Here is a 12,983-nt window from a genome sequence, read left to right as displayed (position 1 = left end):
GAACGCGCGCACCGAGGCTGCGCAGAATAGGATGGAGAGCTGGCGAGCGCGGTCAGCGCCGCCGGATCAAGCGCGTGGGCGATCCAGATACAGCCGCGGTGCGGCCGACAGCGGGGCGGGCAGCGAATCGGCAAGCGCAAAGCTGTCGGTGAGCCCAAACGCGCCGAGCAAATGCCGATGGCCGATCACGAACGGGGCGACCGCGACCGCGAGACGCTGCGTCTGCGCGGCGGCCAGCGGGCATTGCGCGCTGATCTCGACCGGTCGCACGCCACTCACCACGCCGGTCAGCGCGGTCAGAAGGGCAGAGAGAAGCAGCAGAAACGGCATGGCTCCGCGCGATCTAGGGACTAACCGCGCGCACGTCCAGCGGATCGCGCCTCCATCGCCGATCAGGACGGAAGGCGCCAGACGACATTGCGGTGCCAGGTCGCGGCAATCGGCGTGCCGTTCGCATCGCGCGCCGGGGCGAAGCGGGCACGGCTGCGGAGCGCACGGCACGCGGCCTGGTCGAGCGACTCATGGCCGCTGCTCTCGCCGATGCGGCACGCCACCACGCTGCCCGTGGCGGCAATTTGGAGATCGACTCCTACCTTGCCCTGCTCGTTGCGGTGGAGCGCTGCGACAGGATAATCATCGGCGGTGATCCAACGCGCTGGATTTCCAACGGGTACCGGACCCTGCGGATCGGACGCTTCCAAGCGCTTGGGCGAGGCTGCGCGCCTGGTCGAGGGCGCGGACTGCCTTGCCTGGACGCGCGACAGATCGGCGAGCGAATCGTCGGTCGAATCGCGTATTGATGCGATGCCAACGCTCAGCACCAGGATCGCAGCGAACCCCAGCACGCTGCAAACCGCGATCATCAGCGTTTCGCGGCGTTTCCTCTCCCCCGACATCATGCCATCTCCTTCGTCGTGCACGATAGCGGCGTGAGCGGACCGGGATACGCTATGGGACGATACGGCTAGCCGAGAGACGCGCCAATCCCCCCGCTGGCCCGCTCCAACCTTGCCGCCCTCCACGCGGCGCCCACCCTTTGCGTCGGCGCAGCAGCGCATCTAAGAGCACAGCATGACCAGCCCGCGCTCCCCGCTCGCCCGCCCCTTCCCGCTTTTGCCGCAGATCGCCGGCGTCACGCCGCATGTCGCGCGCGCCGGCTACAAGGCGTGGGAGCGCACCGACCTGACCTTCATCACGCTCGATCCGGGCACCAGCGTCGCGGGCGTGCTGACGCAGAGCAAATGCCCTTCGCCCGAGGTCGAATGGTGCCGCGCCGCGCTCGTGCTCGGCCAGGCGCGCGCGATGGTCGTCAATGCCGGCAACGCCAACGCCTTCACCGGCGCGCGCGGCCGCGCGGCCGTCGAGGCGATCGCGGCGCGCGCGGCGGGGCATCTCGGGTGCCGGCCCTCCGATATCTTCGTCGCCTCGACCGGCGTGATCGGCGTGCCGCTGCCGATCGACAAGGCCGAGGCCGGGCTCGACGCCGCCTTCGCCGCCGCGCCGTGTACGTGGGAGCAGGCGACCAACACGATCGGCACGACCGACACCTTCGCCAAGGCAGCGATGACGACCGCGGTGGTCGACGGGCGTACCGTGACGCTCGTCGGCATCATCAAGGGCTCAGGGATGATCGCGCCCGACATGGCGACGATGCTCGGCTTCATCTTTACCGATGCCGCAGTCGAACCCGCCTTCCTCCAGGCGGCGCTGAGCGAAGCCAATCGCGCGAGCTTCTCGTGCATCACCGTCGACAGCGACACCTCGACCAGCGACAGCGTGCTCGCCTTCGCGACCGGCAAGGCGGGCAACACGCCGCTCGCCGACGCCGAGGATGCCGGCGCCGACGCCTTCCGCGCGGCACTGTCCGACCTGTGCCTCCAGCTCGCGCATCTCGTCGTCCGCGACGGCGAAGGCGCGACCAAGTTCATCGAGATCGCGGTGACGGGGGCGGAAAGCGACGCCAGCGCGCGCACGATCGCGCTCAGCATCGCCAACTCGCCGCTGGTCAAGACCGCGATCGCGGGCGAGGACGCCAATTGGGGCCGTGTCGTGATGGCGGTCGGCAAGGCCGGCGAACCCGCCGAGCGCGATCTCCTCGCGATCCGCTTCGGCGACACGCAGGTGGCGCAGGGCGGCCTCGCGGTGGTCGGCTATGACGAGGCGCCCGTCGCGGCGCATCTCAAGGGGCAGGACATCGAGATCGGCGTCGACATCGGGCTGGGCGAAGGTCAGGCGACGGTCTGGACGTGCGACCTGACGCACGGCTACATCTCGATCAACGCGGATTATCGCAGCTGAGTACTGCCCTTTACTGCTCCCCGGCGAAGGCCGGGGCCCAGTCGCGAAGGCCTTGATAGCGGGGGCGGTACACGACGATCATCCGCCCGCAACTGGGCCCCGGCCTCCGCCGGGGAGCACCAACGATAAAAGATAAAACACACCAGGAGAGCCACGATGTCCGAGATCATCCTCCACCATTACCCGCGCTCGCCGTATAGCGAGCTGCTGCGGATCGCGCTCGGCATCAAGGGTGCGGCGTGGCGTTCGGTGATCATCCCCGACATCGCGCCAAAGCCCGATCTCACCCCGCTCACCGGCGGCTATCGCAAGACGCCGGTGCTGCAGATCGGCGCCGACATCTATTGCGATACCGCGATCGCGATCGAGGCGATCGAGGCCGCTCTGCCCGGCCCGAGCCTGTTCCCCGTCCCGCTCGGTCGGTTACACGCGGTGCTCGCGCTGCAGGCGGGTGGCGCGACCTTCAGCCAGGCGGTCGGCTCGGCGATGGCGCCGTTCCTCGACCGGATCCCCGATGCGTTCTTCGAGGACCGCAAGAAACTGTTCGGCTTCGACCGCGACCGTATCGCCAAGGCCGCGCCGCATCTGCTCGCGCAATTCACCGGGTGGCTCGCGCGGCTCGACGACGCGCTAAGCGACGGGCGCGCGTTCCTCGGCGGCGACGCACCGGGCTATGCCGATTGCGCGGCGGCGATGAACCTGTGGTTCCACGGCAATTTCGGGATGAAGGACGCGCGCACCGCCCGCCTGCCACACCTCGCCGCGTGGTTCGAGCGCGTCACCGCCATCGGCCACGGCGCGCCGACCGACCTCTCCGCGGCCGAAGCGCTCGTGATTGCGCGCGATGCCGAGCCCACCGCGATCGAGCTGATCGAGCCCGACAGCGGCTTCACAGCGGGCCAGACCGTCACCGTTCGAACCGAAGACCCGGGCGCAGATGCGGTAACCGGCGCGCTGGTGCGCCTGACACCGCGCGAGATCGTCGTGCTGCGCGAGGATCCGCACGTCGGGCGCGTCGCGGTGCACTTCCCCCGGATCGGGCAGATCCTCGCACCCGCCTGACGCGTCAGCGTCGCGGCTCGGGCGTCAAGGTTACGTCGATCGGGTTGGGCTTGAGTTCGCGCAACGCGCCATTGCCGCGATCGACAAGGTAGCCGACCAGTCCCGTCGTCAGCGCACTGCGGGCAGCGGCGCCCGGCCGCTCGGTGTCGATGCTGCTCACGGCAACCTCAAGCGGCTGATAGCCGGGCTTGCGGATCGTCGCGACGAAGCCGGTCTTGCGCTTGAGCCGCAGCGTGCACGGCGTGATGCACGCGATCCCGAGCGACGTGCTGACGTCGGCCCCCGCCGGCTGCGAGCGCACATCCAGGCTTTGCGTCGTGCCGTGCGAGATCGTCGCGCACCCGCCGAGCAGGAGGATCGCCGCCACGGCCGCGGTCGCACGCTTCGCCAGGATCATGATACGACTCCGCCAGCGCGCGAGGCCCACGCGCTGGCGGGAAGATATGCAGAAAAGGCTATCGCTTCAAAGCGCTAACAGCCTAACCCGCGATAGGATCTCAGGCGAGTTCGCCCTCGAGCCACGCCTTCAACCGGCCCTTGGGCTCGGCGCCGACCTTGGTCGCAGCAGGCGCGCCGTTCTTGAACAGGATCATCGTCGGAATCCCGCGCACGCCGAACTTGCCCGGCGCATCGGGATTGTCGTCGATGTTGAGCTTGGCGATCGTCACCTGCTCGCCGAGTTCCTCGGAGATTTCCTCGAGGCTCGGCCCGATCATCTTGCACGGGCCGCACCATTCCGCCCAGAAATCGACCAGCACCGGGCCGGTTGCGTTGGTGACGTCGGCTTCCCAGCTCGCGTCGGTGATCTTCTTGGTCGCCATGGTGAAACTCCTTCGTGTGAACGCAGAGATAGGATGTGCGCCGGGTACACTCAAGCGCACGAACGTTAGCTTTGCTCCACCCCCGCGAAGCCTGGCTTGTGCGCGGCGAGCAGGTCGTCGGGCAACATGTGGAGCGTCGGCCCGCTGGTATAGAGCAACGCCGCCTCGACAGCGCGCTGCGGGAAGATCACCGCGAGCGCGGCGACATACGCCGCCATCTGCTTGAGATGATAGGCGGGCACGTCGGCAAGCCCCGCCGGCACCGCGCGCCCGGTCTTGAAATCGACCACGCGGATCAGCTCGGGGGTCACCAACAGCCGATCGACCGTCCCCGACACGACGAACCCGTCGCGCAGCACAGCGGCGATCGGCGCCTCGGCGAGCGCGTTCGGGCCGAACAGCTCGGCCAGCGTCGGATCATCGAGCACCGCGAGCACCGGCGCGATGATCCGCGCGCGGTCCTTGGCATCCTCGACCGCGCCCGCCTGCGCAAGCCAGCGATCCGCCGCCGCCGCCCGCAGCTCGGGCGCGACCGCGGGCAACCGTTCGAACAGCGCATGGATCAACCGCCCGCGCTCGGCGGCGGCGCGCATCGTCGGCGTCGGCGGCGCATCGGCGACAGCATCTTCTCCAAGCGACGACGGCGCGAGCGGACGCGGCGGGCGGGCTTCCTGCGGTGCGGGGCGCAGCGCCCAGTCGGGGACGGGCTCGTGCGTCGCCGCCCCGCGTGCAGCCCGACGATCGGGCGCGACGGGACGTTGCGGCTCGCGCCCGGCAAAGTCGCGCGCGCCCTCGCCCGCGATCCCGAGCGCGGTCATCGCGCGGTCGGCGGCGGCGTACCAGCTTTGCTCGGGCGCGATCCCTTGCGCGCGCGGACCGACCGATCCGGCGATCAACAGCCGCTCCTCGGCGCGGGTCGCGGCGACGTAGAACAGCCGCCAATGCTCCTCGAGATCGCGCGCCGCGGTTTCCTCGACCAGCACGGCGAGCGGCCCAGTCGCCTCGCCCTTGCGGGGGCGGATCACCGGCAGCTCGTTCGCCATGTCACCAGCGCGCCAGTTGAGCGTCGAACGCGGCGAGCGCGTCGGATCGACTGCGGCGTCTGCCAGGATGACGAGCGGAGCCTGCAGCCCTTTGGCGCCATGCGCCGTCATTACGCGCACCGCATCGAGCGGCGCCGAGGGATCGCGCTTGATCTCGACCTCGCCGCGATCGAACCAGTCGAGGAAGCGCTGCAGCGACGGCGTGCCGAGCGATTCGAAGTCGAGCGCGGCGCTGAGCAGTTCCTCGATCGGATCGCGCGCTTCCTGCCCCAGCCGCCGCACGAGGTTGCGCCGCGCGCCGAGCGCTCCCGACAACAATTCCTCGAGGAACTGGTACGGCGTCGCGATGTCGGCGCGCGCGAGCATCGCGAACAGCGGCGCGATCTCGTCGCGCGGTTCGGTCACCGAGATATGCCGCCACAGGCTGCCGGTGCGCGGCGGTGCCGCCAGCATCAGCCGCTCCTGGCTCCATCCGATCAGCGGCGAAACGAGCAGCGCGGCAAGCGACAGATCGTCCGCCGGCTGCAGCACGAAGCGGATCGCGGCGAGCAGATCCTGCACCGACAGCGGCGCGTTGAGCCGCAATCGATCCACGCCCGCGACGGGCACGCCCTCGGCATAGAGCCGCGCGACGATCAGCGAGGCGAGCTCGCCGCGCCGCTTGACGAGGATCATGATGTCCTCGGGCCGCAGCGTGCGCCCCTTGCTCTCGAGGATCAGCGTGCCGATCCAGCCCTTGATCGTCCGCGCGATCTGGCGCGCGAGTTCGCGCGTCGAATCGGAGATCCAGCTCTCCTCATCCTCGTCGCTGCCGCCCGCGACGACGAGCGGCCACAGCGTGACGGTGCCCGGCCCCGGCACTTCGCTCGCATGCACCTCACGGTCGGCGATCGCGCCCAATCCGGGCTCGGGCAGCGCCTCGATCGCGGCATCGACGAATTCGAGCACGGGCCGGGTCGAGCGGAACGATTGCGTCAGCGACAGCCGGTGCCACGGCCGTGCGCGCATCGTGCCGGTCTGGCGGCGCTGCTCGTCATCGGCCTCCCACGCGTCCCTTGCCAAGGTGCCGAGCTTCTTTTCGGCGGCGGCGAAGTAAAGCGGGTGCGTGCCCTGGAAGCCGAAGATCGCCTGCTTGAAATCGCCGACGGTGAACAGCGTGCGGACGCGCGCATCCTGCGCGCCCTCGCCCGCGAAGAACTCCTCGACCAGCGCATGGATGATCGCCCATTGCGCCGGATTGGTGTCCTGCGCTTCGTCGATCAGCACATGGTCGGTCGCCTGGTCGAGCTTGTAGCGCACCCATTCGCCCATTCCCGGCTGGCCGAGCAAGCTGATCGTCGCGCGGATCAGATCGTCGAAATCGACCGCGCCGAGCCGCCGCTTGGCGCGCTCATACGTCACCGCATAGTCGCGCCCGACCGACAGCGCATCGGCGAGCAGGTCGGCATAAGCCGCGCGCTCGCGCAGGCCCAACAGATGCGCGCAGGCCTCGCCGATCTCGATCGCGAGATCGGCATAGTCCGGATCGGCAGCGAGCAGCTTCGGCGAGTATTTGCGCGGCTCGCGCTTGGCAGTGAAGGGCACGCCGATCAGATCGCCGAGCATCCGCGCGCGCATCGCGGGGTCAGCCTCGACCCAGCATTCGGCGACATCGGCATGGTTCCCGCCGGTAGCAGTGCCCCAGGCCCGGTTGGCGGCGGCGAGCCGCGCGACCGAGTCGACATCGAACGCATCATCGCTGCATGCGGCGGTGATCTCCGCCTCGATCTCGCCTTGCGGCAAATCGAGCGCCCGGCGGATGAAGGGCCGCACCCCCTCCCCCATCGGCAACTCGGCCATCGCCGCCGGCGCGCGGGCGCAGGCGAGCAGGAACTTCTCCGCCTCGCCCTCGCCGAGCCGCAAGCTCAGCGCGCCGACCGTCGCGACGGGTGCCTCGCGGCCCTCGGTCTCGGCGGCGACGAGCATCTCGGCGAGCGCATCGCGCGCCATCACTGCTTCCTCGCGCGCCTCGATCGGGCGGAAGCCGGGGACCAGCCCCGCCTCGACCGGGAAGGCGGCGAGCAGGCTCTGGCAGAAGCCGTGGATCGTCTGGATGCGGATCCCGCCGCCCGGCGAATCGAGCACGCGCGCGAACAGCGTGCGTGCTCGCGCGCGGAGCGCTGGCGACGGATCCTCGCCAAGCGCCTGCAGGTCGGAGACGAGCTCAGGCTCGGGCATCCGCACCCAGGCGGCGAGCCGATCGCCGATCCGCCCTGCCATCTCGGCCGCGCCCGCCTTGGTGAAGGTGAGACACAGGATCGCGCCGGGATCGACGCCGGTGAGGAGCAGCCGGAACACGCGCGCGGTGAGCACTTGCGTCTTGCCAGTGCCGGCCGATGCGGAGAGCCAGACGTGCCCGCCGGGGTCGCTGGCGCGCGCCTGCTGGTCCTTGAGGATCGGGAGGGGCCCGTGGGTGTGGGAGGCGCTCATTTAAATCCTCCCCTCCCCTGGAAGGGAGGGGATCGAGGGGTGGGTTGCTCTCAGGAGGAACGCAACGCCAGCCACGGGCCTACCCACCCCCAGCCCCTCCCTTTCAGGGAGGGGAGGAAAAAGGTTCGGGAAGAGAAGACCACGGCCGAGCTCACTCACGCCCATACCATTCGTCCCGCCGCATCAATTGGTCATATTCGGCATAGGGCGCATATTCCGGATGCAGCTTCGCCTCGAACGCGCGCATCCCCGTCAGCCAGTCCGCAGCCGCCGCCGAAAAATGCCCCGCCGCAACGCCCGTGAAATCCTCGGGCAAAACCTTGTCACCCTTCCCCGCCACATCGACCGGCGAAGTCACATACCCGAACGCATCGCCCTTCTTCGACAGCGACCAATATTCGAACCCGCGCGCCTTGCCGGCAATCGCATCGAACCCGCCGCGCTCGGCGATCAGCCCGAGCAACCCAAGCTGCAAACTGAACCCCTCGCGCACCGCTGCCGGCGACGGCGGCTTGCCCGTCTTGTAATCGATCACCGCGAGCGTCCCGTCGGCCAACCGATCGATTCGATCGAACTTCCCCGTCAGCATCACCCCCGCGAGCGACACCGCCCCCGATTGCTCGACCGCGAGCACTTGCCGGCCCTCGTCCAAATTGCGCCCCATCTGCGCGACGATCCAGTCGATCGCCTCCATCAGCCGCGGCTTCCACAGCGCTCGCTGCATCGGATGCGCGCCTTCGAACATCGCGAGCGCGCGCGTATGTAGGCGGTCGAGCGCGCAGCCGTCCTCCTTCGCCCAGCGCTCGAGAATGTCGTGGACCGCGGTCCCCCGCCACGCCGCACTCGGATCGGCATCGACCGGATCGAGCGGCGCGAGCCCCAGGATGCGCTTGGCGTAGAAAGCGTACGGGTCGGCTTTGAGCCGGTCGACATCGGTCACCGCGATCTTCTCGGGCCGGCGCTCGGCCGGCGGCACCGGCGCGGGCTGCTCGGCGGGCTCATGCACCCCAGGATCGTCGAGCGCGCGCGTCCAGCCCTCGAGCGCAGTCGCACGCTCGAACCGCTCGCCCGCGAGCGCCTGCAACCGCAGCCAGAAGCGCGACGCGATCGCCGGCTGCGTCCCCCCGCGCCGCGCGCGCGTGATCAGCGCGGTCGGCGCGCCGAGCGCTTGCGCGAGATCATGCGCCGCCAGACCGACACCGCGATCGAGCCCGGGAAGCCCGAGCTCGGCGCGGATCCGCGGTGCCAACCACGGATCGGGCGCGGGCAGGCCCGGCCACGTCCCTTCGTTGAGTCCGCCGAGGATCATGATGTCGGCGGTCTGCAACCGCGCCTCGATCAAGCCATAGATCGCGAGGCGCGGATGCTCGCCCTGACGCGAGCGCACCGCGACTTCATCCATCAGCGTCTTGAGCAACGCCGCGAGGCTCGCCGGGTCGATCGTCGGCGGGCCGTGGGCGGCATGCGCCTCGGCCTCGTTGAGCAATTCCGCTGCCGCGCGCCCGTTGGGGCCCGACCACAAGGCATCGCCGCACAGCGCCTGCGCGGTCGTGCGCAGCGCCTCGAGCACCGCACCGAGCGGCTGCGCGCCGTGCGCAAAGACACGTTCGATCGGTGCGAGCAGTTCGCACGCTTCCGGCCACCATTCGAGCGCAGCGCGCGCGTGGCGCGCCTCGCGCAAATGCGCGTCGATTCCCGCCAGCCCCGCCGCCGGCCGCGGCCCACGCAAGGCGCGGTCGAGCGCCCGCACCCCCGACAGCCACGCCGCACGCGGCGCTCCACTGCGCACCAGCGGATGCTTGAGCAGCGTCAGCAAGGCGAGCGGCGCAAACCGCTGCGTCGCCGCCTCGGCGAGCGCGGTCAGCAAGGTCCCTGGCGGCAGGATCGACAGCGGTCGCCCCGCAGAATCATCGACGGTAATGTTCCAACGCTGGAGATGCGCGGCAACACGCCGCGCCAGCCCACGATCGGGCGTAATCAGCGCCGCGGTGCGCGTGCCGATCAGCTCGCCCGCCTCGGGCTCGAGCGCAGCGCGCAGAGCGAGTGCAATCGCCTGCGCTTCCTCGCCCGGCGTCGCGAGCTCGGCGGCGGAAATCCCCGCTAGGCGCCGTTGCTCGGGGCCGAGCGTCGTCCAGCGCGCGGTATAGTCGGCGACCGACAGCGCGTTCGCCACCGCCTTGCCGCGTGCGATCGTCGCGTCGTGATCGCTGCCGTCGCGCCACGTGCGGAACTCGCCGCGATTGACGCCCATCCGCTCGAGCAGCAGCTTGAGATGGAATTGCGGATGCGTCTCGATCGAGCGGCGCGAAAGGCCGCTCACCGGATCGGGCGCATGCGGCCCGAGCGCCTGCCACTCGCCCTCATCCATCCCGGTCGCAAGATCGGCGAGCACCACCATTCCGCGCGGGCTATCGGCGATGCAGCGCAGCAGCCGCGCCACTGCGGGCGCGCTGTCGATCACCCCCGCCGCGCAGACGAACCCGGCGGGCGGTGCAGTCCGCCAGCGCGTCGTCAGTCGCTCGAACAGCATCGCGCGCCGCGCCGCCGCGTCGACCCGCCCAAGCCGCCGCAGCTCATCGGGCCAGCGGTCGAGCACGATCCCGAACAAAGCGAGCGCGCGCTCCCAATGCGCCGACATCGCTTCGTTGAGTTCGATGTCGCGCAACCGATGCGGCGCGATCTCCTCGACGAGCAATTGGTCGAGCGTGCGCGCAAGATCGCCGGCAAGCCGCACCGCCTCAGCCGCATCGACGGGCTGCCCCGCCCGCGCGCGCTCCTCGCCGACCAGCCGCGCAAGGATCATCCGCCGTTCTAGCGGTGCGACCGCGGGCGGCACCGGATCACCATCGTCCGCCGGATCGAGCGCCGCGCCGATCGCTTCGTCGAGCGCGGGATCGCCGATCGCGACCAGTCGCGGCAACAGCAATCCGCCCGAACTCGCACGGACGAACGCGTCGGTCAGCGCGAGCTTGGCGCGGTTGTTGGGGAGCAGCACGAGCCCCTTGGCGAGCCCCAGATCATCGCCACCAAATTGTCGGATCAGCCCCGCCGCCAGCGCATCGGCGAACGCGCGGTGCGCGGGGATCGTAAAGAGCCGCGGGCCCTCAGCCATCCGCGAGCATCGCCTCGGTCTTGGGGATCGCCGCCGGCGTGCCGACGTCGAACCACAAGCCCTGATGGACGATGCCGAACGCGCGCCCCGCCTCGATCGCGCGATCCCAGAAGACGTTGGTCGAAAACGCGTCGCTCGGCGGATCGACGATCAGCCGCTTCGACAGCATCTGGATCCCGGTCCAGACATAGGGCGCCACCCGCCCCGATTTGCGCCGCGCAATCCGCCCGAACGGATCGAGATAGAAATCGCCTAGGCCCGCATTGTGGTTGGCGCGCGCCTGCGGGATCATCAGCATCAGCACGTCCATGCTCGCATCATCCCACGCGTCCGCCATGAGTTTGAGCGAATCGAGCGGGCCATCGAGCCAGATATTATCGGTGTTGACGCACAGGAACGGGTCGGCATCGATCAGCGGCAGCGCTTTGACGAGCCCGCCGCCGGTCTCGAGCAGCTTGCCGCGCTCGTCCGAGATCGCCACCTCGAGCCCGTGCGCATTCACCGCGAGATGCGCCTCGAGCATGTCGGCCATGTAATGTGCATTGACGACGATCTTCGACACGCCCGCGCTGCGCAGATGGTCGAGCACATGATCGATGAAGGTCGTGCCGCCGATCTGGATCAGCGGCTTTGGCCGCATCGCCGAGAGCGGGCGCATCCGCGTGCCGAGCCCCGCCGCCATCACCATCGCGGTGGTCGGCACCGCGGCGTTCGAGTCGGGCCGCAGGCGCAGCGTGCGCTTGGGACGCATCACGCCGCGGCGCCCTGGCGGACCAGCATCGGGTCGCCGCGCAGCTCCGCCGGGAGCGTTGCGTCGAACCACGCCCTGACCGGAGCGAGCGCCGGATGTGCGAGGTCGCGCTCGAGATAGCGCCACACGCGTGGGCAAAGGCCTGCGTAGCGGAGCTTTCCGTCGCGCTGCCACAGCCGCGTGAAGATGCCGACGATCTTGGCGTTCCGCTGTGCGCCGAGCACGTGATACGCCCTGTCGAAAGCGTCACCCGCCCCCGTTGCGTCCTTGTACCGCGCCAGCATTTGCGCCTCCACGCTTTCATCGACATCGCGCCGCGCATCCTGCAGCAACGACACGAGGTCATAGGCCGGATGCCCGACCAGCGCATCCTGGAAATCGAGCAGCCCGAGCGTACGTTCGCCGGTTCCGCCCGGGATCAACATCAGGTTTTCGCTGTGATAATCGCGCAGTACGGTCACGCCCGGTTCGGCGAGCACGGGCGCGAAAACCGCGTCCCAGGCAGCATCGTAGCGCGCCTGATCGGGGGTAACGCCGACCGCGGGGCAATACCACTGCGTCAGCAGATCGACTTCGCGGTGCAGCACCGCATGGTCATAGGGCGGGACCGGCGCTGCGGGCACGCCGTGCAACCGCACCAGCGTATCGATCGCGGTGCCGTACAGCGCTGGCGCCCGTGCGGCATTGGCATCGACCGTCTCGCGCATCTGCACGTCGCCGAAATCCTCGAGCAAGACGAGGCCCTGCGCGAGATCGACCGCATCGATCGTCGGCGCGGCAAAGCCGTGTTCGCCGAGCCAGCGCGCGATCGCGATGAAGTCGCGCGGATCCTCGTGCGGCGGCGGCGCGTCCATCAGGATCGCGCTGCGCGCGCCATCGATCACACGGAAATAGCGCCGAAACGACGCATCGCCCGCAACCGGAAGGATCGTCGCGCCGCCCCAGCCATAAGCGGCCAGAAAAGCCGCCGCGGCCGGGGGTGGAATCATATCTGCTGCCATCGCGCCCTCCAGCCAGCGGGCACGCTGGCTGTCAAGCGGCGGGTGCCATCGGGCAGCATCTCGAGCGCCAGCGCGAGCGCCTCGGGCCACCAGCCGGGCGCGCGTTCGGGCCATTCGACGATCAGCACCGAATCCGCGAGCGCCTCGTCGAGCCCGAGTTCCTCGATCTCGTGCGCGTCATCGATTCGATAGAGATCGACATGCAGCACAGGCAAGCGCACTTCGGGCGGCGCATACGGCTGGACGATCGCGAAACTCGGCGACGGCGCCTCGCCGACCAGCCCGAGTGCGGCGAGCAGCCCGCGCGCGATGCTCGTCTTGCCAGCGCCGAGCGTCCCCGACAGCGTGATGACATCGCCCGGTTCGACGAGCGTCGCCAGGCGCGCACCGAGCGCCTCGCTGGCCTGCGGATCGACGAGGATCATT

At 69.6% G+C, this 12,983-nt stretch carries 11 protein-coding genes; 2 read left to right on the top strand and 9 right to left on the bottom strand.

Annotated features, from left to right (window positions below; translation table 11 throughout):
- Positions 1–66: 66 nt before the first annotated feature.
- Positions 67–330 carry a hypothetical protein gene (locus QN347_RS02185; RefSeq protein WP_322160135.1) on the bottom strand — a complete coding sequence of 88 codons (264 nt, stop codon included), beginning with the start codon at positions 328–330 and terminating at the stop codon, positions 67–69.
- A gap of 62 nt (positions 331–392) precedes the next feature.
- Positions 393–899 (bottom strand): energy transducer TonB, encoded by a 507-nt coding sequence (locus QN347_RS02180; protein WP_323493956.1) that lies wholly within the window; start codon positions 897–899, stop codon positions 393–395.
- A 172-nt stretch (positions 900–1,071) separates the two neighbouring features.
- Between QN347_RS02180 and argJ the strand changes: the two genes are divergently transcribed.
- Together argJ and QN347_RS02170 are read left to right on the top strand one after the other, a co-directional pair.
- Positions 1,072–2,298 (top strand): bifunctional glutamate N-acetyltransferase/amino-acid acetyltransferase ArgJ, encoded by a 1,227-nt coding sequence (gene argJ, locus QN347_RS02175; protein WP_322160137.1) that lies wholly within the window; start codon positions 1,072–1,074, stop codon positions 2,296–2,298.
- A 156-nt stretch (positions 2,299–2,454) separates the two neighbouring features.
- Positions 2,455–3,360 (top strand): glutathione S-transferase family protein, encoded by a 906-nt coding sequence (locus tag QN347_RS02170; RefSeq protein ID WP_322160138.1) that lies wholly within the window; start codon positions 2,455–2,457, stop codon positions 3,358–3,360.
- 4 nt (positions 3,361–3,364) lie between these two features.
- Here QN347_RS02170 and QN347_RS02165 read toward each other — a convergent pair whose 3' ends face one another.
- The 7 genes from QN347_RS02165 to tsaE form a co-directional block, all read right to left on the bottom strand.
- Positions 3,365–3,757: a PEGA domain-containing protein gene (locus QN347_RS02165; protein WP_322160139.1), complete on the bottom strand. Its 393-nt coding sequence runs from the start codon at positions 3,755–3,757 to the stop codon at positions 3,365–3,367.
- Between the two features lie 100 nt (positions 3,758–3,857).
- The gene (gene trxA / locus QN347_RS02160; RefSeq protein ID WP_133186775.1) at positions 3,858–4,181 is read right to left on the bottom strand and encodes a thioredoxin TrxA; all 324 of its coding nucleotides are present in this window, start codon (positions 4,179–4,181) and stop codon (positions 3,858–3,860) included.
- Between the two features lie 65 nt (positions 4,182–4,246).
- Entirely contained in the window at positions 4,247–7,693 is a 3,447-nt protein-coding gene (gene addA, locus QN347_RS02155) for a double-strand break repair helicase AddA (RefSeq protein WP_322160141.1), read from the bottom strand.
- Between the two features lie 151 nt (positions 7,694–7,844).
- Positions 7,845–10,805 carry a double-strand break repair protein AddB gene (gene addB, locus QN347_RS02150; RefSeq protein ID WP_322160143.1) on the bottom strand — a complete coding sequence of 987 codons (2,961 nt, stop codon included), beginning with the start codon at positions 10,803–10,805 and terminating at the stop codon, positions 7,845–7,847.
- On the bottom strand, positions 10,798–11,556 hold the full coding sequence (locus tag QN347_RS02145; RefSeq protein WP_133191881.1) for a nucleotidyltransferase family protein: 759 nt from the start codon (positions 11,554–11,556) through the stop codon (positions 10,798–10,800). The genes addB and QN347_RS02145 overlap by 8 nt, the downstream gene beginning before the upstream one ends.
- Positions 11,556–12,545: an aminoglycoside phosphotransferase family protein gene (locus tag QN347_RS02140; RefSeq protein WP_322164105.1), complete on the bottom strand. Its 990-nt coding sequence runs from the start codon at positions 12,543–12,545 to the stop codon at positions 11,556–11,558. Before QN347_RS02140 ends, QN347_RS02145 begins: the two co-directional genes overlap by 1 nt.
- Entirely contained in the window at positions 12,542–12,982 is a 441-nt protein-coding gene (gene tsaE, locus QN347_RS02135; RefSeq protein WP_322160144.1) for a tRNA (adenosine(37)-N6)-threonylcarbamoyltransferase complex ATPase subunit type 1 TsaE, read from the bottom strand. The genes QN347_RS02140 and tsaE overlap by 4 nt, the downstream gene beginning before the upstream one ends.
- Position 12,983 lies beyond the last annotated feature (1 nt).

Origin of the sequence: Sphingomonas sp. 10B4 (assembly GCF_035019905.1) — a bacterium.
In the GTDB taxonomy this organism is placed as follows: domain Bacteria; phylum Pseudomonadota; class Alphaproteobacteria; order Sphingomonadales; family Sphingomonadaceae; genus Sphingomonas; species Sphingomonas glacialis.
Note: the sequence above shows the minus strand (reverse complement) of the source record. Positions and strands in the feature narration are given on the sequence as shown.